The organism is Fictibacillus norfolkensis, from assembly GCF_014836645.1.
Lineage (GTDB): Bacteria > Bacillota > Bacilli > Bacillales > Fictibacillaceae > Fictibacillus > Fictibacillus norfolkensis.
In genome coordinates this window covers 255,306-279,581 of the sequence record NZ_JACSQM010000002.1, presented here as the reverse complement: position 1 = coordinate 279,581, position 24,276 = coordinate 255,306, and the positions used below count along the sequence as shown (strand labels likewise).

The following is a 24,276-nucleotide window of genomic DNA, read 5'->3' as shown; positions in this document are numbered from 1 at the left end:
GGAGAGCTGGCACTTGAATTTGCTAGCTTTTTTTATTTGAGTTAGGTTTTTTCATTAACAAATTTTAGGTAAAAAAGAACTACAAAGAAAATATGCCATCAGACACTATGATTTTATTTCCTATTTTTTACTCTAGTAACAATTAATTAACTTTCTGAAAATTCATATAAATAGAGTTTGAGAGGTGATATGATGTTGCAAACAAAGTAAATAAAAGGAAATTGGAGGCGTGACAATGACAAAGAAGAAGTGGGTTGCAATGGGGATTGCGGCAACATTAATCGCAGGTGCGTTCGGACCATCAGCAATGGCTGCCACAGAAGAAGTAAAGGTGAAAGTAAGCAGTGATTCTGGAACTCCAGCTTTTCTAGCAGGTAAGTTATCTTCTAAATCAAAAGCTTCTGCACAAAAGGTGCTTTTCGATTATGTGAACAGTCATAAATCAATTTTCAAACTAGGGAATTCAACAGCAGAAGATTCGTTCTCCATTGTAGAGAGTACAAAAGAAGCAAACGGGAATACGGTTCTAAGACTTCAGCAAGAATACAAAGGTGTTCCAATTTGGGGTTATACGCAAGTGGCACACATTAATAAAAACGGTGAACTTACTGTAATCTCAGGTGAAGTTGCTCCTGAAATGGACAAGCAATCAAAGTTAAATAACGCAAAGCAAATCAGTGGTAAAAAAGCGGTGGGAATTGCTACTGCAGCACTTGGTCTACAACCGGAATATGAGAAGAAGCCAAAAGCGGAAAAAATCGTATTGATTAAAGACGGCAAAGCGCATTTTGCTTATCTTGTAAACTTAAATTACTTAACACCTGAGCCGGGGAACTGGAACTATTTTATTGATGCACAGTCAGGTGAGATCCTTAATCGTTATAATGACATGCACGAAGTAACAGGAACGAACACGACTGGAACAGGAAAAGGTGTACTAGGTGATTCCAAAACACTGAACCTCACGCTATCCAGTGGAAAGTATTATATGCAAGATAATACACGTGGAAACGGAATCTTCACTTATGATATGAAGAACCGTACGTTCCTTCCTGAGTTCTTCTTGCCAGGAACGTTATACAGTGGAACGGATAACGTGTTCGACAGCTCATACGATCAAGCAGTCGTTGACGCTCATTACTTTGCCGGATTAACCTACGATTATTACAAAAATACACACGGACGTAACTCATATGATAATAGAGGAGCACAGATTAAGTCGTCTGTTCACTTTAATAAAAACTACAATAATGCTTTCTGGAACGGTTCACAAATGGTATATGGCGACGGTGATGGAACGAACTTTATCGCCTTCTCTGGCGGAATTGATGTAGTTGCTCATGAATTGACACATGCAGTAACAGATACAAGTTCAGATCTTGTCTATCAAAACGAGTCAGGTGCACTGAACGAAGCGATGTCAGATATATTTGGAACATTAGTTGAGTACTATAACGGCAAGAACCCTGATTTCGAGATCGGTGAAGATATATACACCCCTGGAGTAGCAGGAGATGCCCTTCGCTCAATGTCAGATCCAGCGAAATACCAAGATCCAGATCACTATTCTGTTCGCTATACCGGAACAGGTGACAACGGCGGCGTTCATATCAACAGTGGTATCATTAATAAAGCAGCATATCTCTTAAGTGAGGGTGGAAGTCATTATGGCGTGTCCGTTACCGGAATAGGACGGGACAAGCTAGGCGCGATCTTCTATCGTATGAACACGGTATACTTAACCTCATCTTCAAATTTCAGTCAAGCGAGAGCAGCGGCAGTACAGTCTGCAACAGACTTATACGGTGCTTCGTCACAAGCTGTAACTTCAGTAAACCAAGCATTTAATGCAGTAGGCATTCAATAAATTAAGTTGAGCTAGAACCAAGTTGTTGGTTCTAGCTTTTTTGATGAAGAAATTTGTTGAAAATGTCGAATGTTGCAGACTCGTGGATATAAGACTGAAACTTCTGGATTGAAGGTCAAAACTCGTGAATTGAACACCGAAATTTTTGGATTCAGCACATGAATTTTTGGATTCAAGCATGGTAGTGATAGTTCAGCAGCTTATTTCTATGTATTATGCTTTCAAAGAGGATAGACTTGCGGAGTGGAGAATAAATAATAGGGCAACTTAGCAAAAAAGGTTAAGAACGAATGGATGTTCGTGTATATGATGGAAGTAAGGTAGGTGATGGAGATGGATTATGAAGTTTGCATTCAGCGGACACTCGATTATATTGAAGAGAATTTACAGAACCGCATCACATTAGAGGAGCTTGCAGAGCTCGCTTGCTTCTCACCTTTTCATTATCATAGAGTGTTTCAGTTTCTAGTCGGCGAATCCGTTATGGATTATGTGCGGAAAAGAAGGCTCTCACACGCGGCAAAGCGATTGTTGCAATCAGACGATAAAGTAATCGATATCGCTTTTGATCTAGGGTTTCACTATCATGAATCGTTTAACAGAGCTTTTAAAAAACATTATGGCCGATCGCCGAGAGAGTACCGTAATGCATCCGTTCATCCCGTCTCTCTCCATCAAAGGGCTTACCTGAATATAAATCGTTATACAGGAGGAATAAACATGGAAATGAAAATCATTAAAAAGCCAGCTTTCCACATCATCGGGTATGACTTAAACACACGAAACACAGATGGACAAAATAATGTAGATATTCCAAAGTTTTGGCAAAATTATATGCAGAATAAATTAGGGGATAAGATTCCAAGACCTCTAAACAAGAACCAGGAACTAGGGTTGTGCACAGAGTACAATACGACAACAGGTGAGTTTGTTTATATGATTGGAATGGAAGTTGAGAAGGAGACGCCTGCTCCAGAAGGAATGTCCTATAGAAGTTTTCAAGAGATGGAGTATGCCGTTTTTACAACACCAAAAGCTTCAGAGGAGAACTTCGTACAATCGATTCAGCAAACATGGGTTGAAATCTTCTCCAAATGGTTTCCAGATTCAGGATATGAGCATAACGGAAAGTTAGAATTCGAGCTTTACGATGAACGCTGCTATGGAGATGAGAACAAACAGATCGACATCTATATCCCACTCGTTAAGAAAGCGGAAAAAGTGAAATAAGAGTGTGATGCCCTTTTTGCTCAATGAGCAGAAAGGGTTTTTTGAATCTAAAAAAATGGAATTTTGTGTTAAACTAATAATCTGAATATTAACGAAAATTCAAGCGGATAAACGAGGAAGGATACATCGAATATGAAAGAAGCCTTACATACGATTAAGGACGAAGAGATCAACATAAAATTTAACGGCTCGATGAGACCAATCATAATTGAATCCACACATCAAAAATCAATTTATCTTCATCTCATTTCACCCGTTAGATCTTTTTAGGAGTTTGTTCCATGAAGTACAAAGATGGAGAATATCAGCTACTCGTAAATGAGGTAGTTCATTGGATAAGAATAGAAGGGAGCTTAAACAAAACGGTACCTTTAGTGATTATCCATGGTGGACCTGGAGGCAACCACTATGTTTTTGAGCGGGCTGCAGGACCAAAGCTTGCCAAGGAGCGAACGGTTATATATTACGAACAAAGAGGTTGTGGTAGAAGCGATTTACCACACTCTGAAGACGCATATTCAATTAATTTATTAATAAAAGATTTCTATTGCCTATTAGAGCAGCTGGGTATCAAGAAAGTGGATGTATTAGGTTATTCATTCGGAGGTGAATTAGCGTTAGAAATTGCTCTTGCTTATCAAGAAATAATCAATAAAATTGTTCTTTCTGCTCCTAGTCTAATGTTTTCGAATACCGTTTTAAAAACACAGATACAAGGATTTAAGACGATAGGTAGTAGCAAATTCTTAGAAAGAATGGAGATGGTACTAAGTCAGAATCTACCCTTAAAAGAAAAATGGGAACAGGTTTGGGCACTTGCTGATTCAAAACTAGTTGATCGTTTTTTATTTGAAGGCCAACAGATAGCTAAATATAACAGACAGTTATGGGAAGAGAGTGGTCTAACGAATACAGGGAAAATGATGAAGGCGCTTCATATGAATCCCCCTTCTAAGCCACTTGAAAAACGTTTATACCAAATAAAGCATCAAACACTCATCCTAACGGGTAAGCACGATCGAAATACGGGTTTGAAGATTTCTAATATCATTAAACAAGAACTATCAAACAGTAAGTTAGAGATATTTGAAAACAGTGCGCACTTTCCAGATTTAGAAGAAGAGAAGAAATTTGTAGCAGCGACATTAGATTTTTTAAGATAGGGGTCCTAGTATGTTAGAAGTAGTGGGTACTTCGAAAGTTGATAAAAAATTCATTAATGAATTCTTCCAAAAACATTGGGGAAGTGCCGAGATGGTGCTTTCAAGTGGAACGTTTAAATGTGATGAACTTGATGGATTTGTTGCTATTAATGAGATGGGTGAAATAGTAGGTCTAGTTACAAATTTCATACATAATAACGTCTGTGAGAACAGTATCTTAGAAAACATAGGAATTGGTACGGAGCTTCTAACAAAAGTTGAAGAACAAGCATATAGTCAAGAAGTAATACACATAAGAGTAACGACTACGAAAGATACCTTAAGGGCATTGAGCTTTTATCAGAAAAGGGGTTATTGTTTAACTGATCTTTTTCCAAATGCAGTAGCAAAGGCTAGGGAAATAAAACCTGAAATTCCTCAAGTCGCAGACAATGGCATCCCTATTCGAGATGAAATTGTATTAAGTAAAATACTTCAAGGGAGTATTTACAGATGATTCCCATAAACGAAAGTATTACCTATATTGATGATGACCAGGAATTGTGTGTTTCAAAATTCCTATCTTTAGTAAATGCTGTATGGCCAGGTGAGTACCATGAACAGTTTACAAAAGAGGCTTTACAAAAAACATTGAACATTACAGCATGGGATCATGAAAAACTCGTTGGCTGTGTTCGAATTCTTACAGATGGTTATTTCTTCGGAACCATCACTGAAATACTTGTAAGTCCAGGCTATCAAGAAAAGAAGATAGGCAAACATCTAATGGAATTGGCTTTTGAACATAGTCCGACATCCCTCTTTATAGGTGCTCAGCCAGGAAAAGAACAATTCTTTGAAAAGTTAGGCTATACAAAGTCCATTCAATCTTATCAAAAGAAAAAACAAAGGAAATAGGTGAAAATATGCAAAAGGTACTTCTAAAAGTTCAACTTAGAGATCTTGTTATAGAGGATGCTGAAGATCGTTATGCGTGGTGTTTGGACGTAGAAGTGACAAAGCACCTTAACATGCCTGACAAATATCCACCATTTAGTATGGAAGAAACAAGGAATTGGATTAGACAATGTATCGCAAAGAACAACGGTTATGAGCAAAAAGCAATACTTAGTGAAACAGGTAAACATATTGGATGGGTCGATCTGAAAAATATAGATCGATTAAATCAACATGCGGAATTAGGCATAGCCATTGGTGATAAAGGTTATTGGGGCAAAGGCTATGGTATTGCCGCTATGCATGAGATGCTAAAGTATGGTTTTTGTGAACTCTCCCTTAATAAAATCTGGCTGAGGGTAGAGATCGATAATAAAAGAGCTATTGCTTCATATAAGAAAGCAGGTTATGTAGAAGAAGGGATTTTAAGACAAGACCGTCTACGAAACGGGATGTATGTAGATCGATTGCGGATGAGTCTTATAAAAGAAGAATATTTTGCGGATAGTGTTTCGCAAAGGTAAAGAATGTATACAAATATACACCTGTAAAATTTTATAATTTAATTGGAATAATTACTCATTTCAAGGTAAACCTAATGACATACAAAGAACAGGTTTGCCACTTGTTTCACACAGGACGATACTCAAAAAATCGTCCTATTTTTTATTAACAAATACTACCTTTTTCTGCCGCGCATAAGAACGAATCATTGTGGAATTATAATCTTAATTCAACAAGGAGGTGAAAATAACATGGCTAACCAAAACCAATTAGTAGTACCAGGTGCACAACAAGCTATCGACCAAATGAAGTATGAAATCGCTTCTGAGTTCGGTGTAAACCTTGGACCAGATTCAACTTCTCGTGCTAACGGATCTGTAGGTGGAGAAATCACAAAACGTTTAGTTGCTCAAGCTCTTGGCGGAAAGCGCTAATTAAATTTAATATCATGGCTTGGCTATCTGTTCATCGCAGATAGCCTCTTTATTTTTTACATAAGAAACTCTTCTGTTTGACATTTGAAATAAAGTATTTTATATTAGTTGACGTATCAATTATTGAGCTATCAATTATCCGAAGGAGGAGGATGCTGTTGTCCAACTCATATATAGATGATGAGAAGATTATTAACCGATTGTATGAGATACATCGCAGAACGGTTCCTAAGTTTGAAAGCTGTACTGGTATTAGTCAGACTCGCTTAGAGCTTTTGCATGAATTATATGAAGTCGAAGAGATTAGTCAAAGAGCTCTTCAAAAGAAAGTGAATATTGATCATGCTGCCGTAACGAGGCATCTAAAACAGCTTGAAGATAAAGGAATGGTGATCCGGAGGAAAGATCCTAAAGATCAACGATTTACGTATGTTTCTCTATCAGAGGAAGGTCGTTTGAAAATCATTCATTACCGGGAAGAAAAGGAACGTTTTATTTCTGGTGTATTACATGATTTTTCTGCTAAAGAAAGAAAAACCTTGCTCGAGATGTTAACACGTATTCAGCACAATATTGAACATTTTGAGTAATCACAATCAAACACAACCAAGACTATTACACATAAAGGAGAATGTATGATGCAACAAACTAAAATCAACAACTTCAACGAAATTATCACTGGACGTCGATCCATTCGCAACTACGACCCATCAGTAAAAATCTCTAGAGAAGAGATGAAAGAAATCTTAACAGAGGCTTCTCTTGCTCCATCTTCTGTTAACTTACAGCCTTGGCGTTTTGTCGTAATTGATACACCTGAAGGAAAAGAAACGTTAGCACCTCTAGCAAAGTTTAACCAACGTCAAGTAGAAACATCATCTGCTGTAATTGCTGTATTCGCAGATAACAACAGCTTGGATTATTTAGAAAGAATTTATGATAAAGCGGTAGAAGCGGGACATATGCCAGCTGATGTAAGAAATCAGCAAGTACCAGCAATCCGCGGACTTTTAGAACAGATGACTCCAGAGCAATTTAAAGATATGAACTTGATCGATGCAGGACTTGTTTCAATGCAATTAATGCTCGTTGCTCGTGCGCATGGATATGATACGAATCCGATCGGTGGATATGAAAAAGCTGAGATTGCTGAAGCGTTTGGTCTAGATAAAGAACGATATTTCCCTGTTATGCTGCTTTCAATCGGTAAAGCTGCAGATGCTGGATATCAATCTGTACGTCTATCAGTAGAAGAAACTACAGAGTGGAGATAAGAAAGGGGAATAGATAAAATGATTATTATTCACGCAGGTTTAACGGTACAAAAAGAAAAAGAAGAAGCATTTTTGACAGAGGTAAAAACATTAATTGAAGCTTCACGTGCTGAAAGTGGTAACATTCAATACGATCTAAAGAAAGATACAGAAAAAGAAGCAACGTATATGATGGTAGAAGTTTGGGAGAACCAAGAAGCGGTTCAAAACCATAACACAAGTGAGCACTTTGTGGCGTTCGGGAAAAAGGCACAAAGCTTTATGGCTGCTCCAACTGATGTGAAAGTGTACGCTGGAGAACAAGTAAAATAATGATGAAAGGAAGGCGCATAAAATGTGCCTTCCTTTTTTTAATGATACTATTCGGCTTTTGTGTACTTGCGCTCTTGTTCAGCGATTAGTTCATCATCCTCCGCGTTATCACGAGTAACCTTTTGGGTAAGAATCGCACCAACGGCTACCAATATCATTACGGCGATGTAATAACCCTTTTCGTTCAGTTGCAGATTATCTGCATTGTAGAGTCCGATACAAAACATGGACACACCTGCGATGAACGTAAAATAAGCTAAAACAGTAAAAGCCGGTGTGTTTCTTCTTCTATGTCGTTGCATATGTAAACCTCCTTTATCTCTGTTAAAACCAGATAAGTAAAAATATATGCTATAAGATATATTCATTATAATCAATAAATGGTTTAGTTTCCTTATTTTTCTTGTTAACTTATAAAGATTCCTCTTTATATACCATAAGAGAGAGAATTATTTCATTTTATTAAGAAGGGGAATCAAATAATCTACTGAAGGGCGATGATTGTTGTTTATAAAATCGTTTATTGAACTTGGTTCATTCTTAATTGAGACTAAACGAACAAACTCTGATTTTTCGCCGATTGCAATAGAAGCTTCACTCATTTTATTGAATTCATCCTCTAATTCGTTATTCGTTAAATTCAATTGAATATGAAACAACAACGCTAGAAAATCATAATCTCCACCAGTTTTTAAGAAACGAACAGAACAACTATTCACGCAATTGAGATCAATACCAAGTTCTTCTGTCATTTCCCGTAAAACACTATTCTGCATCTGGAAGTGATTACTTTGTAAATCGCTTCTGCTTAAGCCGCCGCCAACACACTGTAAACGACCAGGATAAGCGGTATGGTTATTCATCACACCAAAAACAAAGTAAGAATCTTTGGTTTCTACTAATCCTGCTCCGTAAATAACTTTGCAAGCATTGTCAATGATATTCTTCGTTCTCACTGAATAAAGATAATGAGCGTAATTACTTGGTTTTAAATAAAAAAGCATTTCTTGGTCTGTTTCTTTCAGTTCATCAATATGAAAAACTTCACCGTTCGTAAATCGATTATCATGATTATGACTACTCCAAAAAGCTTCTACTTCAGATTGAAAGAAGTCAGGTAATTGCATGTAGTTATTCTCCAAAATGAGCTTTATTGGTTTTGAAACAACTTGAAGCATGACTGGTTTCATCAGGAATCTCCTTGTATGTGCTATTTTAATGTCATAAATGAAGCTGGTTCTAACGTTTCGGATTCAATAATAATTGCAGTAAGACCATTCTGTGTAAATGTTTCGTGAAATTCGTTTTTGATCCAAAAAGCAGCTTCACCCGTGTTAATCTTATGCATAATTTTATCCTCACCACAAACTTCACCTTCCCCATTCACCACAAGAAGTAGCTGTGGAATTGCAGCTTGATGAAAGCCAATTACTCCTCCAGCATCTAGATGAACACACCCAATATGTGCAGGTTTCTCCGTTCTTGCAATTTTAGACATTATAAAATCAGAGTTGAATTTCGAGATGTGTGTTCCGGATTCTTTAGTAAATTGAAAAATTTCCATGTGTTTTCTCCATCCTTTAAAACATATAAGGTCCCACAACAAGCGATAAAAAGAAAGTATTTAATACAGCAAAATAACCAATGGCCGTAAGTTTACTCCAGTCTTGCTTTCTTCCATACCAAACGGCTGCACCACTTGCAAGAGCGAGCACGATAGGGATAACAAATGAACTCCCTGAAAAAGCCAAGTAATTGGGAGCATACATGTAATAGTGAGTATTAAACAATTTCTGAATAAAGATAAATTGGACACCGAGAAATAGGGCTAAGATCGTGTACAAAATGCGCTTATCTTCATCTTCCATCAATTTAATTTTCACTATGTAGATGACTAATGCAAAAAGAACGGCAGGTGTGATCCAATATACTGAACACATCGCAAAAATTAATCCTTGGAAAAGAGATAATACCGTAGCAGAAACGGCTTCCTTAAGATCTATTTTTGTTATTTTTAGACTCTTTTCAATAACATCAGTATTTTTGGAAGCTCCACTAAATGTGTACTCTTTATATCCCACTAAGTTTAACCACATAACTGAATCTTCACCAATCCAGTAAGGGTGAACGGACTGATCGTTTGTTGTACTGCGCAGCTCAGTTTTCCAAACATCTCCATTAGCTCGCGCTTCATAAACATTAACAGCTTCTTTTTCGTTAGACTTTAATGCACGAGTAGTAAACATTACTTTAGCCTGACCATTCTCATCAACACCATATTGAATGAACTTAGGGTTTTCAAGCTTCGTTCCTAAATTGTCTATGAATGTCATGATAGAAAAATCCCAATCAGTATTTGCATTCAATTGGTTGGTTCCTTGAAAGATCTTATATGACTTACCTCCAGAGTTATTACTAAACAGAGAATAATAAACCGTCACATCATTTCCATTCTCAATAAAGTAAAAGCCAAAATGATTTTCACGAATCTGTTCATCTTTATCTAAAATAATGTATTCTTTAAACCCAGAGCCAGACTGATTATCAGGTTGGTGAAAAGTAACTTTTACTTGTTTAGATGATTGTTTAGAAGTTTTACCAACACTTATGAACGAATCTGATGTGTCATTTAAAACAATTGAATAGATTTGTTCAGGCACTTTCTTTAAAGATTGAACACTCCATGAACTCTTATCGACTGTCAAAATTTCGTTTTCTTTAAAATAAATGATGTTGTTTGGATTAGAATCCATACCGTACACATCTTGATCGAGTGCGTTTTCTTTCTCACCGTCAAAATGAATCAGCTGCTTGTCCCTGACGAATACAAACTGATCATCTTGGACCCAGAAGTCTTGGGGACTTGGAATAGAAAGAGGAATGGTTTGCTTATCTTTTACATCTAATTGATCAGTAACATGAAAACTCAACACTTCATTTTCTTTCGGAACATATACACGTTGCATTCCGTTTTGTTCTTGAAATACCGGCTTAACTTCACCGATCTTCTCTGTTTGTAATGGCAGAGAACGGCTCCAACCTTCATTGGGTAGTTTCAGTTCAGTCTTTAAATTCTCTAAAGTGAATGCAACAAAAACAACCAAGAAGAATAGAAGTGGAATAACAAAAGGCTTCATTTTTCTCATTTTATTTCCCCCTTATTCGAAAATTCGACTAAAGTCCATATTTTTCCTTTTTGTAATTAAGTATACAATAGATAAAAGTAGGGAGGACTTCATCTTGGAAATTAAAGATATTTTTTCGAACTTACCAACATTAGAAACAGAGCGTCTTCTTTTAAGAAAATTAACAGTAGAGGATGCACAAGATATGTTTCAATACGGAATGGATGCTGAGGTTTCACGCTATGTGACTTGGGAAGCACACCGAACATTAGAGGATACAAAGGAATTTATTCAGTTTGTATTAACAAATTATGAAAACGGTGATTTAGCACCTTGGGGAATTGTATTAAAAGAAACCAACGAATTGATTGGTACGATCGATTATGTCTCATGGCAGATCAATCATAAAACCGCTGAGATCGGTTATGTAATCGCAAAAAAATACTGGGGTCAGGGCATCACGACTGAAGCGGGTAAGGAAATTCTGAATTACGGTTTTAATAACATGCATTTAGTACGAATTCAGGCAAGATGTTTTGTAGAGAACGGTGGATCTGAAAGGGTTATGAAAAAGCTGGGGATGAGCTATGAAGCTAGGTTAAGAAAAGCGATGTTTGCAAAAGGAGAGCACCAAGATTTAAATGTGTATTCTATCTTGAAAGAGGAATTTGAATTATAGCATTAAAACTGCTCGGTAGATAAGTTCTTCTACCTACTTCTAAATTACTATATTTACCTTTTATTAATTATTTTTACAAATTGACTAGTTAGAACGAACGGCTTTCTTACTGTCTATGTAAGTCCTTAAGTATGATTGAATTTTCTGACAATAAAGTTACACTTACCTTATACATATATTGGAGGTGTGCTTGTTATGAAAAACAGTAAGAGGTGGCTATCTTCTGCACTCGTGCTTTCAACCGTTGCAGGGATAGCTTTTTCAACCATGGAATCAGGTGTAACGCCGCAAGTTGCTGAAGCTTCATCTCTCAAAATACAACCAGTAGAGTCAGTTTCTCTCGTTCAGTTGGCTGTTCCAAACACGAAGGAAGCGATGAAGAAGATTGAAGAACTTGGTATCGATCTAACCCACAGGATGCACGTTCATAATGGACAAATTGAAGTAGATGCGGTCGTAACACCAACTGAAGTTGCGATGCTGAAGCTCTACGGAATTAACGTAAAAGAAACGCTCATCACAGAAAATCAACTCAACCAGCGCGCAACAGAAAGAAGAATGGCAGTTAAGCAAGAACAAAAGCTAACAGCTGTTGAAGAAACAGTAACAATCCTCAGAGCAAACCACTTCACGAATCAATCCGACACTTTCCTTTACGTTGAAGCAAAATCCACATCTGGTGCTGTATCAAGCACGATTCTAACCGCTAGATGGACAGAGAATGGAGAAGAGAAGACGGCAACACTCCAACAGATTCAGGATGCCGGAGAGTACCTCTACCATTCCTTTATGTTACCAGTTTCAGTAATACCAAAAGATATAACAATCGAAAGCTCGCTCGGAGGTTCAGCTGCATCTCCAGTAACCGAATGGCTCGGGGAAGGAAAACCGGACAAGCCGGGTAAGCACTATGTGAAGAATTTCGTTGACCATTATATGGATCCAACAGAAACGAACGCGAGGATCGAGAATTTAGTAAAAGAATACCCTGAGCTTGCTGAAATTGTGGAGATGCCGAACAAGACGAACGGATATCGCAGACAGGCTCAAGCGACTCTAGGAACGTTGCAGAACACAGCTGTTGTTGTGACATCTCGAGACTGGGGACATGAGGGCGGAAATGCAATCAGCTTAGAATTTAAAAAGGCATCAGCTGCAGGTGCTCCTCTTTCTGTTGGTACGAGCGGAAGCAAAATCATCGTCACGCTGGCAACGGATGCTGCAGGTAACGCAAAAAGTACGGCAAAGGAAGTCATAGATCTGCTGAATGCAGAAGTAAGTAATCTTGTATCTGCTACGACCTATCGTGGAAATGCAGGTAATGGAATTGTAGATCCTGCGACTTCCAACTTGTCAGATAACTTAAGAGCACCAGCTACCGTTTCACGTGATCCATTTACTGTTAAAGCCATCCGAATCGGAAAGCATAGAGACGGTTCAAAGCCTGGGGTACTTGGTTACTCACAAGAACATGCGCGTGAATGGGTAACACCACTAGTTTCAGTTGAGACTGCTGAACGACTGTTACGAAACTATTCGCATGATAAAGAGACTAAGAAACTGGTTGATAATCTTGATATCTTTATTATTCCATCCATGAATCCCGATGGAGGGCACTATAGTTTTTATGACTTTAATTCACAGCGGAAGAACATGACGAATCACTGCTCCCCAACTCAATCTGATAGTGGATACCGAAATTCGTGGGGGGTTGATTTGAATCGTAACCATGATGTGGGTTCTGCATTTGATGGTTATGTTGGAGCATCAACAACGAATTGTTTGAGTGGCACATATGCGGGGCCGAGCGAGCATTCTGAACCAGAAAGCCGGAATCTAGTTTGGTTAACAGATGAGAACCCTAACATTAAATTTGCTATGAACATCCATAGCTATGGTGGATATTTCATGTGGTCTCCAGGTGCCTATACGCCTGAGCGTGAAACATTGCCTCGTCCGTCTGCTGGAGAAGAAGCTTATTATTGGCAAGCATCCGACCATATTTTAAAAGAGATCAAAAAGCATCGTGGAACAGTGATTCTGCCAAGCCGAACGGGACCGATCCCAGACGTTCTTTATTCTGCGGCAGGAAACTCAGCCGATCACCTCTGGTATGAAAAAGGAATCTACGCTTGGAACTTTGAAGTGGGTGCTGATCTTTGGAACAAAGAAACAAAACGTTGGGAACTGGTAGGTTTTCAGCCTCCCTTTGACGAAGGACACGAAGAAGCCATGGAATTCTCAAACGGATTATTAGGACTGATTGATGTGGCGTATCAATATTCTAAAGATAAAAAAGCACCAAAATCAAGTGTTACACCAAATGGCGGAAGGCACGAAGATGAAGTTGAAGTAAGCTTCAAAACGAGTGAGCCTGCTACGATCTACTACACGTTAGATGGCAGCCGTCCGACGTTTAATTCTCAAAAGTTAGCATTGAGCGGTACACGTGAAGGACCAGAAACGTTAACGTTTGAAAAGACAATAACGTTAAATTGGTTTTCGGTCGATGCGAGCAAGAACGTAGAGAATCGATACGAACCTGGAAACAATAAGAAGTACAACACGAAGACATTTTTCATTAAGTAACCATTAGAAAAAAGGAAGAGGCAGAGGAATGAGCAGCTTCTTCCTTTTTTCATATTGGCTCGCAATAAAGGAAGCATTGACATTTTTAACGAACGTCCATATACTAACTATTGTAAGTTGAAGTCATTTTGGAAAGGAACGGTACTACGCTGATGTGGAAAACTCTTATTTTCTTAGGCTAACTCAAATAGTGAGACCTGGAGAATAGGATAAGTCTGCCCATTTTGCGTATACACGTACCATATATCCTTATGATTTCACACAAAGGACTTTTTTGTTCTTGTGTTTATTTGGATACGTGTCTTTACCATATTGTGCTAACCGACCAACCTCTCTGGGCTCTCCAGGGAGGTTTTTTTGTAGCCTCCTTAACGACCATGAAAGAGGTGAGCTGCATGACGACAGTATTACAAGCTAAACGATTGCAGAAAAAATTTGGTGATAAAGAAATTTTAAAAGATATCTCATTTGATATTAGACAAGGTGAAAAAATTGGACTAGTAGGATGGAACGGTAGTGGAAAAACAACATTCGTTAACATCCTTATGAAATGTATCAACCACGATCATGGATCGATTACGACGTGGCCGGCAAATCTGCACATGGGATATCTGCCACAATCAACAGATTATGTGTTAGATGTTGAACGGGAGTTGCTTGAAACAGGCGAAGAATTAATGGCTACTAGCAAGAAGTTAGGACTTCAGAAACATTTGCTTCAAAAGAGTGAATTTCAACATTTGAGTGGTGGAGAACGATTAAAGGTATCTATCGCCAAAATATGGGCGAATCATCCTGAGTTCTTGATTTTAGATGAACCGACAAATCATTTAGATCTCCAAGGGATAAACTGGCTTACAGAAGAAGTTAAAAACTATAGAGGTGCAGCCATTATCATATCCCATGACCGACATTTTCTTGATCAATCAGTAGAGAAGATATTTGAACTAGAAGAAGGTGTTCTTACCATTTACGAAGGAAATTACTCGGCGTATAGAAAAGAGAAGCAACGTCGGTTTGAACAGCAACAAAGAGATTATGAGAAGCAGCAAAGAAAAATACACATGATTGAACAGCAAGTGAACACGTTAAAAACGTGGTCTGATAAAGCTCATCGGGAAGCAGGTAAGGGAGGAACGGCAGCAGAGAATAGACAGATGGGACTCAAAGAATATGAAAGGATGAAGGCCAAGAAAAAAGATAACCAAATCAAGTCTAAATTAAAGCGTTTGAATCTAGAACTCTCGAAAACAGGGATCGATAAGCCCAAAGAAGACAGTGACGTATTCTTTCAATTTGATTCCATTGGAAAGAGAGGAAAAAGACTCATCGAAGCTCGTGGTCTAACGAAACAATTCGGAGATCGAACTCTTTTTAAAGAAAGTCACTTTTATATCAAACACGGAGAAAGAATAGCGTTACAGGGTCCGAACGGTTCTGGTAAGACAACATTTATTAAGATGTTACTTGAGGAGGAGTCTGCAACAGAGGGGGAAATTTGGAAGAGTGAATCGATGAAAATTGCCTATCTATCTCAAGATGTGAGCGACCTTCCTGAAGAAAAGACGGTTTATGAATACTTTGATCTAGAGGAGAAGTTTCAGTTAACTCAGGCAAGAACAATCTTTGCCAACATGGGCATAGAGGATCGAAAACTTTCGAAGCCAATCCGTCACTTGAGTTTAGGAGAGCGCACACGCGTTAAACTGGTCCTAATGATTTTGCAGGAATATGATGTACTCATTTTGGATGAACCCACAAACCATTTGGATCTGCCGAGCCGGGAGCAGTTGGAGGAAACCTTGTCACAGTTTTCAGGCACACTTATCATCGTCTCGCACGACAGATTCTTCGTTGAAAAGCTGTGCGATAAACTGCTAGTTATTGAGAATCAGCAGCTCAAGAGAATAGAGGTGGGCCTTAGTGAACATGAAAACCAGAGTAAAAAATCTACAGTTGAGGGCGTTCAGCAGTGGGCTGAAGAATTAGCTTTAGTAGATAACAAGATTACAGAAATGCTTGGAAAAATTAGTTTTTGTAAAACGGGGACCAATGAGTACAGAGAGGTTGATCAGGAGTTACAAATGTTAATGAGTAGAAAGAGGAAGCTCATACAAAAAATATCTCTGTAAAACTAAGCCAGGTGGAAGTATCCGCCTGGCTTTATTCTATCTAAGATATAAAGAAGAAATCGTTACTTCTGGCTGGTTGAGCATGAAATAGGCTTATCAAATAATGTTTGATACGAATTGCATAATAAGTAGCGACAATCACATAAAAAGAGGTTATAATCACATAATTCTAAATTTTTCATCAAAAAACATTGAAATTTCAGACAATTGGTTTATACTCTCTTAAAAAGGAGAGTGAAAACCATGAGATTTCTAGAGAAAGTAAGTAAGATGGCAGGTAATACCTTTGCGGTTTGGGTGATTCTCTTTGCCATACTCGCATTTTTTATCCCAGGAGGCTTCACATGGATCGCTCCCCATATTCCTTTATTGCTAGGGATTATCATGTTCGGGATGGGTCTGACCTTATCATTGAATGACTTTAAGGCTGTTCTTCAGGCACCCAAGAGCGTAATGATTGGTGTGCTGGCACAGTATACGATCATGCCGCTGCTCGCATTTGGTTTGGCGACAGCTTTTCAATTGAAGCCAGAATTAGCGGTGGGAGTTATTTTAGTAGGCTGTTGTCCTGGTGGGACTGCATCGAATGTTATGACGTTCTTAGCAAAAGGAAACACAGCATTATCGGTTGCAGTCACATCAGTAGCAACACTCTTAGCACCAATCCTTACTCCAGCGCTTACGCTTCTGTTTGCTAGCAAGTGGCTCGCTGTATCAGCAGGCAGCTTACTATTGTCAATCGTTCAAATTGTACTTGTTCCTATTATTTTAGGTCTTGTCGTTAAACTGCTATTTCGTAAACATGTTGAAAAAAGTGTTGCCGCACTGCCACTTGTATCTGTAGTTGGGATTGTAGCTGTTGCTTCTGCTGTTGTAGCTGTAAATGCGCAGCAGATTGCTGAAACGGGTCTGTTGATATTCTCTATTGTCATCCTTCACAATGTACTTGGGTTATCATTAGGCTTCCTGATCGCGAAAGCTTTAAAATTAAAATTTGCTGATCAAAAAGCGATATCTATCGAAGTTGGCATGCAGAACTCTGGCTTAGGTGCAGCGCTAGCGATCGCTCATTTTTCTCCGCTATCAGCAGTACCGAGCGCAATCTTTAGCGTATGGCATAATATTTCAGGACCACTTCTTGCTACTTGGTGGGGGAAAAGAGCAGACAAGGACACGGCAAAGACGAGTGATGATACTAACTATTCCAAAGTTGTTTGATATGAAAAGATGAACCCCCTGCTCAAAGTACAATTGAGAAGGGGGTTCGTTAATTTTGGAAGAAAGACATTTTCAAAAACCATGTTAGATAATCTTACATGGGTGTAGAATCTCCGCCAGAACTGTATAGAATGAAAGAAACAGTTCAGTAGGGGGCGTTCAAATGGAAAATATCATGTTTTCATTAAACAGTGTTTGGCTTGTACTAGGTGCACTTCTTGTCATTTTAATGCAGGGCGGGTTTATCTTACTTGAGGCGGGATCGACTCGAATGAAAAATGCAGGTCACATTGCAGGCAAGACTGTCTTTACGTTTGGTTTAGCATCAATCGTATTTTGGGCAGTAGGCTATGGATTTATCTTTGGTGGAAATTCAAACTTTTTTATCGGGTTGTCTGATTTTTTCTATTCTGGTGATCAAGCTGAAGGAATGGCTTACTCGACAGCGGCATTCTTCATGTTTCAGCTCGCGTTTGCAGGAATCTCGTTAACAATTGCGTTCGGAGGATTTGCTGAACGAGCGAAATTATCAGCATATCTTGTGTTTGCTATTCTTTTCTCTGTAGTGGTCTATCCGGTTGTAGCTCACTGGATCTGGGGTGGAGGTTGGTTGGCAGAACATGGTAAGCAGGATTTTGCTGGGTCTACGGTTGTTCATTTAACAGGTGCGATGGCGGCATTTGCAGCGACGCTTCTCTTAAAACCGCGTATCGGAAAGTTTAATAAGAATGGTACTTCTAATAACATTTTCGGTCACAATCAAGTGTACACGGCTTTAGGGGTTATCGTCCTTTGGGTAGGATGGTTTGGGTTTAATGGAGGAAGTACCTTTGTGGTTGATGATGGATTTTTCGGATTTGTTGCGTTAAATACAAATCTTGCTGCTGGGGCAGGTGCGGTTGCTGCACTGATTATTTCATGGATGGTCCTTGGTAAATCAGACATTCCGACGATATTAAACGGTGCGTTAGCAGGACTTGTAGCCATTACAGCTTCCTGTGCTTTCGTTGAAACATGGGCAGCAGTTCTTATCGGATTTGTTGCAGGAGTCTTAGTATTCTATTCTGTTAAATTTTTCGATAGATTAAAAGTAGATGATCCGATCTATGCGTTGAGCGTTCACGGAGCTGGAGGAGTTTGGGGTACGTTATCTACAGGATTATTCGCTACGCCAGAACTTGCTACAGTAGGGAAGCCCGGATTGTTTTATGGCGGTGGATTTTCACAGCTTGGTGTTCAAGCGATGGGTGTGTCTGTGTCAGCGTTATACGCATTTGTTGTTTCCTTCGTTCTTTTATACGCTATGAAAAAAGTCATGAAAGGTCTTCGAGTTTCTGAAGAAGAAGAAATTATTGGTTTGGATGTGAGTGAACACGGAAACTATGGTTATCCAGAGGCGTTCATCGCAAACGAAGAAAAGAATAGAATTGCAAATTAATAGTGGTGAAAAGCATTGGGGCTATTCCTCAATGCTTTTGTCACATAGGATGTGTAAAAATGCCTTATTCACAGATAAAAAAATGGCGTGATAATAAATGGTCTGACCATCAAGATTCATCTAAAGCTTTAAATGATTTTCATGATGAAATGATGATAAAAGTGTTTGATACAGCTCTTGAAAGACATATCTCAGAGTTTGGACCTGTTCCTTGCCGTTACGCGTGGTTTGTAATGGGGAGTGGGGGTAGATTCGAACAAGCGATCATCTCAGATCAAGATCATGGTCTGATCTATGAGGAAGAAAATGAAAAAACGAATCAATATTTTGTTACATTCGGAAAAGAATTAGCGAAGGGGTTAAACGAAGTAGGTTATCCGTATTGTGATGGAAATGTAATGAGCTCAAACCCTGTGTGGACTAAATCCATAAAAGAGTGGGAAGAGCAGCTGTCAAAGTGGCTTACCGAAGAGAGCTTTGAAAGTATACGATTTCTTCTGATCTTCTATGATGCACGAGTGCTTATTGGTGAAGAAGCTTATTGCAAGGATCTTAAAACGATCGTACATGATTACATCAAGAAGAATCCGCGTTTTCTTGAACGCTTGTTAGAAAATACACAGCATGTAAAAAAAGCGGTCGGGTTCTTTCATCAATTTTTAACGGAACCACATGGCGCACATGCAGGCAGTATAGATCTAAAGCAATCAGGTTTCTTTCCCTATGTTAATAATGTGCGTTTGCTTGCAATGAAAGAGAGTCTAGAAGCTACTTCTACTCTTACAAGACTAAAAGCGCTTAATAACATGTCCAAATACAAACAAAATCTTAGTTGGTGCGCTAATGAATTTGATAAATTGCTTCATTACAGGCTGCAGTATCATAAAAAAAATACAGAAAACTATGATGATATACACTACTTAAACATTAAAGAACTCAGTAAAGACGAGAAAAAAGAGATGAAGCATATATTATTGAACGGTCAAAAACTTCAAGAATACACGCAGTCGGTCATTAAGGGAACGATAGAAACATGAGGATGAATCCGCTTATTCAATTTATGAAGCAAGTACAGGGCAAAATTAACTCAAGTGTTTATGCATCGTTACAAGGGCAATCTAGTCCTCAACATGTGGCATTTTTAAGGCAGCTTGAAAAAGAGTTAAAAGTGGAAGAGAGTTTAACCGTACCGCTCAATGATTTGAATGTAGTGGTTTTTGATCTAGAAACTACTGGTTTTTTTCCTGAACAAGGAAACCAGATTCTATCAATTGGTGCAGTGAAAGTAAAAGGTGGAGAAGTACAGCATGAAGAAACTTTTTATTCTCTCGCGCATTGTACGGGCGAACTTTCTCCTGAGATCAAAGAGCTTACAAGAATAGAAGAGAGTGAGCTTGTGAATGCGCCTCAATTATCCAAAGTGCTAGTAGATTTTTATGATTTTGCAAGAGGTCATGTACTAGTGGCTCATCATGCAAGTCACGAAAAGAAGTTTCTGCAACATTATAATTGGAAACTATTTCGAAGTCAGTTCAAGCACCGAATAGTAGATACTTCATTTTTACTGAAAATTGCTGAGCCAAACGTTAACCTCGTTCGTTTAGAAGATTGCTGTGAGCATTGTAACGTGCCTGTGATTGATCGACATCATGCCTTAGGAGATGCGAAGATGACGGCTGAGCTTTGGAGTGTTTATGTAGCGCGTGTTCAAAAGTTAGGAATTAAGAATTTGAGAGAGGTATATGAACGACTTTCGAGATAAGACAGCTGGCACCATAAAATGTGGAGCCAGCTGTTTTCAATTTCTCATATTAAATTGAGCGTTAATCTGTCCGCGAATCATTTTATTACGTTCGTCACGTATCTGTCTTTTCGTAAGTTCTTTTTTAATCTCAAATGTTTGTACACCATCTTCAATTTGATCAGCAATTTCCATAAGACGTTCGACATCCGAAAAAGAGTATTTACGCGTGCCTTTACCTGTTCTTTCTGGAAAGATCAGTTTCCTTTCTTCGTAGTAACGGATCTTCCGCTCTGATAAACCAGTAAGTTCACTGATGATACCGATAGACATGACCTTTTTATCTTTATAAGATGATTTATCAACAGGCATTTTAAGCCTCCTATCCTAAGAAGTACAAAACCAGACAATTCTAAATATTGTTATTTATTATATCATACTCATGTTAGGTTTTCTTACATATAGTTTATTCCAGTACTTTTTTCTTGGTGAATACAATTTTATTCCTTTGTTTAGTTTCTTATAAGTATGAAAAAAGTCATTTTCTAAAGAACTATCGTGAAGAGGGAATGGGTACAAAAGGAGTTGATAAAATATTCAGACATATGACATAATTAGCAGATGCTATATTGAAAGCGTTTTATTTGTAGAAGAATATTTGTAGAAGAAGGAGGAGCTGAAATTGAACAATGAATTGAAATTAAACAATGAACTTAATACTGTTGCCGTTAGGAATCAACCAGTACCGCCTCAAACGATGGGTCAAAAATTAAAAATGATCGGTCCTGGTTTCGTAGTAGCAGCAACAGGTGTAGGTACAGCAGATCTAGTAACTGCCATTGTAATCGGTACCTCATTCGGGATGACTTTTGTATGGGCGATTGTTATCGGTTCTATTCTAAAGTATTTTTTAAATGAAGGGGTCGGACGCTGGTACCTCGCGACAGGACAAACGATTCTTCAAGGCTGGCATTCGCTTGGGAAGTGGGCGACTGGCTATTTTGGTGTTTATTCCGTCATCTGGGGCTACATTTACGGTGCCACCGCAGCGATGACTTGTGGATTAGGCATGCATGCGATGCTTCCGATCATGCCGATCTGGGCTTGGGCAATCGTTCATTCCTTATTAGGTTTTGCACTCGTTTGGACAGGCCGTTACTTGCTTTTTGAAAGAATAATGACGGTATTAATCGGTGTCATGTTCATCACAATTATTGGTACATCATTGCTCTTTTTGCCTTCAATTGGTGAATTTGCCGGTGGTTTTGTACCCAAAATGCCAGACGGATCACTCATGTTAGCTCTTGGATTGATTGGAGGAGTAGGCGGTACGATTACTATGGCTTCTTATGGATATTGGCTAAGAGAAAAGAATTGGAAAGGAAAAGACTTTGTTCCCATTATGAGGCTAGATACGAAAGCGGCATATGTGATTACTGGAATCTTCACTATGGCAGCACTCGTAATCGGAGCTAAGTTCTTATTTGGAACGGATGTAAAGTTAGAAGGAGACCAAGGTCTTCTTAATCTTGCTGAACTGTTAGGACAAGAATTCGGAACACCGTTACGCTGGTTGTTCTTAATCGCGTTCTGGTCTGCTGCTTTCACTTCACTTCTTGGCGTTTGGAACGGTGTGCCCTATCTGTTTGCGGACTTCTTAAGAACAATCAAGACGAAAAAGGAAGACTTACATTCAGTTAAGCCGGTTACAGAAAAAGATAAGTCATATCGTGCTTATTTGGCATGGCTGACATTCCCGCCAATGCTGATCTTCTTTTTAGGAAAGCCTGTTCAGCTGATTATTATATATGGTGTGCTAGGTGCATTGTTCATGCCGTTTCTTGCAATCTCACTCATTATCTTATTGAATTCTAAAAAAGTGGATGCGGAATATCGCAACAAGTGGTTAACCAATGCAGTCTTGATCGGGTGTCTCCTCATGTTCGCCTTTTTAGGAATAAATGAGCTGCAAAAGCTGTTTTAAATAGGGAGGACTTTGCTATGAAGAAGAATATCGGAAAAGTTGTAGGTTTTGAACTTAGCAGTCAAGAACCCGAAAAGGCAGTAAATTTCTATTGCAATGTATTTGGGTGGCAGATTGCAGAACCTCAATGGGATTATTGGGCTGCAACAACTAATGAAGGTGAAGATAGGAGTATAAATGGTGGAATCGCTAAAGGTCCACAAGATTTTCCCCATGGAACTCGTATTCAAATCGAAGTTGAAGTGATTGATGCTGCGATTGAGCAAGCCGTTGAAAACGGGGCGACTATTGTAAGAGAAAAGATGGGATTTGAAGAGTTTTATCTGGCTTACCTTAATGATCCAACAGGTATAGGTTTTGGATTAATACAGAATAAAAAATAAAATACGAACAAATAAAGCTCAGAGGCTGCTCTGAGCTTTTAAAAATTAATTGAACAAAACACCTAACTAGAATCAATTCGGGTTAAAGTAAGGTATTTTGTTTTCAAATTATCTATTATCTCACCATCTGCTTGACTAGCTCGCGATTACGTTCTTTAAACACCTCATTATGTGAGGAAACCATCGCAAATTCTTGTGCATCGGGCTGGATGAACTGTTTTGCTTTATTTACTGCATTTGCTGCGTCTTGGAAAGCACCAGAGATTAAATTTAACTTTCCGTCATGTTTGAGGATATCCCCAGCTGCATACAATCCTGGAATAGAAGATTCACTATTAGCATTTCCTGCGATATAAAAGTTGTCCGCTAGTTCAATGTTTAATCCGCTGTTTCCTAACAGAGATGTATCTTGTTCATAGCCATGGTTAATGATGACTTCATCGATAGGAAGGTAAGAGATCTCACCCGTTTCGTGATTTGTTAACTCGATCTGTTCAATAACTTCATGGTTGGGACACGCAAATAATTTTGAGATCGAAGTGTTAAAAATGCAATCAGCACAGCTGTTCATCAATTGTGTTACTTGCGCTTCATGTCCAGCTAGATTTCCTTTTCGATAAGTCAGATACACTTTTTTCGCGATCGGAACTAATTCATTCGCCCAATCGATTGCAGTATTTCCGCCACCTGATATAACTACAGTCTTATCTTTAAAATGCTGAAGGGATTTAACCGTATAGTTTAAGTTGGACACTTCAAATCTTTCAGCACCTTCAATATCAAGTCGTTGAGGGTTTAAGATACCGCTCCCAACCGCAACGATAACCGTTTTAGAGAAATGCTGTTCACCGGAAGAACCTTGTAAAATAAAAATTCCGTTCTCATCTCGTGAAATAGATTCTACTTTCTCATTTAGTGCTACTTCAGGATTAAACGTAAGTCCTTGCTCAACGAGTTTTTCAATAAGTTTTGCACCTGGAAGAGGAGTATGTCCTCCAACATCCCAAATCATCTTTTCTGGATATACATGAATCTTTCCACCTAACTGCGGTTGGAATTCGATAATTTTTGTCTTCATTTCACGAAGGCCACTGTAAAAAGCTGAGTAAAGGCCTGCTGGACCGCCGCCGATAATGGTAACATCGAAAACGTTATGTTGATCCATAATGTTCGCTCCCTTTTTGGAACATAATATTGATTATCATTCTCAATTAGTAGTATACAATCAGTCTTAAAACTTTACAATCAGGAAATTGAAAGTGTTAGC

At 38.6% G+C, this 24,276-nt stretch carries 25 protein-coding genes; 19 read left to right on the top strand and 6 right to left on the bottom strand.

All coding sequences use genetic code 11. The features are described 5' to 3' along the window. Positions 1 to 235 precede the first annotated feature (235 nt). The 10 genes from H9648_RS05800 (at position 236) to H9648_RS05750 (ending at position 7,720) form a co-directional block, all read left to right on the top strand. Positions 236 to 1,867, top strand: a complete 1,632-nt coding sequence (locus H9648_RS05800; protein ID WP_191752946.1) for a M4 family metallopeptidase — start codon at positions 236 to 238, stop codon at positions 1,865 to 1,867. Between the two features lie 333 nt (positions 1,868 to 2,200). After that, a complete protein-coding gene (locus tag H9648_RS05795) occupies positions 2,201 to 3,097 on the top strand; it encodes an AraC family transcriptional regulator (RefSeq protein ID WP_404825652.1) in 897 nt (298 codons plus the stop codon). Positions 3,098 to 3,378: 281 nt separating this feature from the next. After that, positions 3,379 to 4,260, top strand: coding sequence for an alpha/beta fold hydrolase (locus H9648_RS05785; RefSeq protein WP_191752944.1), 882 nt, complete (start codon positions 3,379 to 3,381; stop codon positions 4,258 to 4,260). A gap of 10 nt (positions 4,261 to 4,270) precedes the next feature. Then, positions 4,271 to 4,756, top strand: coding sequence for a GNAT family N-acetyltransferase (locus H9648_RS05780; RefSeq protein WP_191752943.1), 486 nt, complete (start codon positions 4,271 to 4,273; stop codon positions 4,754 to 4,756). Continuing rightward, positions 4,753 to 5,157 carry a GNAT family N-acetyltransferase gene (locus tag H9648_RS05775; protein WP_225218754.1) on the top strand — a complete coding sequence of 135 codons (405 nt, stop codon included), beginning with the start codon at positions 4,753 to 4,755 and terminating at the stop codon, positions 5,155 to 5,157. The genes H9648_RS05780 and H9648_RS05775 overlap by 4 nt, the downstream gene beginning before the upstream one ends. Positions 5,158 to 5,165: 8 nt before the next feature. Continuing rightward, a complete protein-coding gene (locus H9648_RS05770; RefSeq protein WP_191752942.1) occupies positions 5,166 to 5,720 on the top strand; it encodes a GNAT family N-acetyltransferase in 555 nt (184 codons plus the stop codon). A gap of 231 nt (positions 5,721 to 5,951) precedes the next feature. After that, positions 5,952 to 6,134 (top strand): alpha/beta-type small acid-soluble spore protein, encoded by a 183-nt coding sequence (locus tag H9648_RS05765; protein ID WP_191752941.1) that lies wholly within the window; start codon positions 5,952 to 5,954, stop codon positions 6,132 to 6,134. Positions 6,135 to 6,286: 152 nt separating this feature from the next. After that, positions 6,287 to 6,724 carry a MarR family winged helix-turn-helix transcriptional regulator gene (locus H9648_RS05760; protein ID WP_191752940.1) on the top strand — a complete coding sequence of 146 codons (438 nt, stop codon included), beginning with the start codon at positions 6,287 to 6,289 and terminating at the stop codon, positions 6,722 to 6,724. Positions 6,725 to 6,769: 45 nt separating this feature from the next. Continuing rightward, positions 6,770 to 7,408 (top strand): nitroreductase family protein, encoded by a 639-nt coding sequence (locus tag H9648_RS05755; RefSeq protein WP_404825651.1) that lies wholly within the window; start codon positions 6,770 to 6,772, stop codon positions 7,406 to 7,408. An 18-nt stretch (positions 7,409 to 7,426) separates the two neighbouring features. Further along, on the top strand, positions 7,427 to 7,720 hold the full coding sequence (locus H9648_RS05750) for a putative quinol monooxygenase (RefSeq protein ID WP_191752938.1): 294 nt from the start codon (positions 7,427 to 7,429) through the stop codon (positions 7,718 to 7,720). Between the two features lie 47 nt (positions 7,721 to 7,767). On the opposite strand, the gene H9648_RS05745 is transcribed toward H9648_RS05750, so the two are convergent. From H9648_RS05745 to H9648_RS05730, 4 genes are all read right to left on the bottom strand, one after another. Next, on the bottom strand, positions 7,768 to 8,022 hold the full coding sequence (locus H9648_RS05745) for a YiaA/YiaB family inner membrane protein (RefSeq protein WP_066392185.1): 255 nt from the start codon (positions 8,020 to 8,022) through the stop codon (positions 7,768 to 7,770). Positions 8,023 to 8,169: 147 nt separating this feature from the next. Then, complete coding sequence (locus H9648_RS05740) at positions 8,170 to 8,910, bottom strand: hypothetical protein (protein ID WP_191752937.1); 741 nt, start codon at positions 8,908 to 8,910, stop codon at positions 8,170 to 8,172. A gap of 20 nt (positions 8,911 to 8,930) precedes the next feature. Then, the gene (locus tag H9648_RS05735; RefSeq protein WP_191752936.1) at positions 8,931 to 9,284 is read right to left on the bottom strand and encodes a cupin; all 354 of its coding nucleotides are present in this window, start codon (positions 9,282 to 9,284) and stop codon (positions 8,931 to 8,933) included. Positions 9,285 to 9,300: 16 nt separating this feature from the next. Further along, positions 9,301 to 10,866 (bottom strand): hypothetical protein, encoded by a 1,566-nt coding sequence (locus tag H9648_RS05730; protein WP_191752935.1) that lies wholly within the window; start codon positions 10,864 to 10,866, stop codon positions 9,301 to 9,303. 91 nt (positions 10,867 to 10,957) lie between these two features. On the opposite strand from H9648_RS05730, the gene H9648_RS05725 reads away from it, so the two are divergent. From H9648_RS05725 to H9648_RS05695, 7 genes are all read left to right on the top strand, one after another. Further along, on the top strand, positions 10,958 to 11,524 hold the full coding sequence (locus H9648_RS05725) for a GNAT family N-acetyltransferase (protein WP_404825660.1): 567 nt from the start codon (positions 10,958 to 10,960) through the stop codon (positions 11,522 to 11,524). 195 nt (positions 11,525 to 11,719) lie between these two features. Next, positions 11,720 to 14,113 carry a M14 family metallopeptidase gene (locus tag H9648_RS05720; RefSeq protein WP_191752933.1) on the top strand — a complete coding sequence of 798 codons (2,394 nt, stop codon included), beginning with the start codon at positions 11,720 to 11,722 and terminating at the stop codon, positions 14,111 to 14,113. A gap of 395 nt (positions 14,114 to 14,508) precedes the next feature. Then, the gene (abc-f, locus tag H9648_RS05715) at positions 14,509 to 16,245 is read left to right on the top strand and encodes a ribosomal protection-like ABC-F family protein (protein WP_191752932.1); all 1,737 of its coding nucleotides are present in this window, start codon (positions 14,509 to 14,511) and stop codon (positions 16,243 to 16,245) included. 243 nt (positions 16,246 to 16,488) lie between these two features. Further along, positions 16,489 to 17,463, top strand: coding sequence for a bile acid:sodium symporter family protein (locus H9648_RS05710; RefSeq protein WP_191752931.1), 975 nt, complete (start codon positions 16,489 to 16,491; stop codon positions 17,461 to 17,463). Between the two features lie 163 nt (positions 17,464 to 17,626). Further along, positions 17,627 to 18,901, top strand: a complete 1,275-nt coding sequence (locus H9648_RS05705) for an ammonium transporter (RefSeq protein WP_191752930.1) — start codon at positions 17,627 to 17,629, stop codon at positions 18,899 to 18,901. Between the two features lie 59 nt (positions 18,902 to 18,960). After that, positions 18,961 to 19,938 carry a DUF294 nucleotidyltransferase-like domain-containing protein gene (locus tag H9648_RS05700; protein ID WP_191752929.1) on the top strand — a complete coding sequence of 326 codons (978 nt, stop codon included), beginning with the start codon at positions 18,961 to 18,963 and terminating at the stop codon, positions 19,936 to 19,938. Beyond that, positions 19,935 to 20,663, top strand: coding sequence for an exonuclease domain-containing protein (locus tag H9648_RS05695; RefSeq protein ID WP_191752928.1), 729 nt, complete (start codon positions 19,935 to 19,937; stop codon positions 20,661 to 20,663). The genes H9648_RS05700 and H9648_RS05695 overlap by 4 nt, the downstream gene beginning before the upstream one ends. A 36-nt stretch (positions 20,664 to 20,699) precedes the next feature. Here the strand turns inward: H9648_RS05695 and H9648_RS05690 are convergent, their stop codons facing one another. Continuing rightward, entirely contained in the window at positions 20,700 to 21,014 is a 315-nt protein-coding gene (locus H9648_RS05690; RefSeq protein WP_191752927.1) for a MerR family transcriptional regulator, read from the bottom strand. A gap of 310 nt (positions 21,015 to 21,324) precedes the next feature. On the opposite strand from H9648_RS05690, the gene H9648_RS05685 reads away from it, so the two are divergent. Both H9648_RS05685 and H9648_RS05680 read left to right on the top strand, forming a co-directional pair. After that, positions 21,325 to 22,626, top strand: coding sequence for an Nramp family divalent metal transporter (locus H9648_RS05685; protein ID WP_318243490.1), 1,302 nt, complete (start codon positions 21,325 to 21,327; stop codon positions 22,624 to 22,626). Between the two features lie 29 nt (positions 22,627 to 22,655). Next, the gene (locus H9648_RS05680) at positions 22,656 to 23,009 is read left to right on the top strand and encodes a VOC family protein (protein WP_191753233.1); all 354 of its coding nucleotides are present in this window, start codon (positions 22,656 to 22,658) and stop codon (positions 23,007 to 23,009) included. Positions 23,010 to 23,124: 115 nt separating this feature from the next. Here the strand turns inward: H9648_RS05680 and H9648_RS05675 are convergent, their stop codons facing one another. Further along, positions 23,125 to 24,174 carry an NAD(P)/FAD-dependent oxidoreductase gene (locus H9648_RS05675; protein ID WP_191752926.1) on the bottom strand — a complete coding sequence of 350 codons (1,050 nt, stop codon included), beginning with the start codon at positions 24,172 to 24,174 and terminating at the stop codon, positions 23,125 to 23,127. Between the last annotated feature and the right edge of the window lie 102 nt (positions 24,175 to 24,276).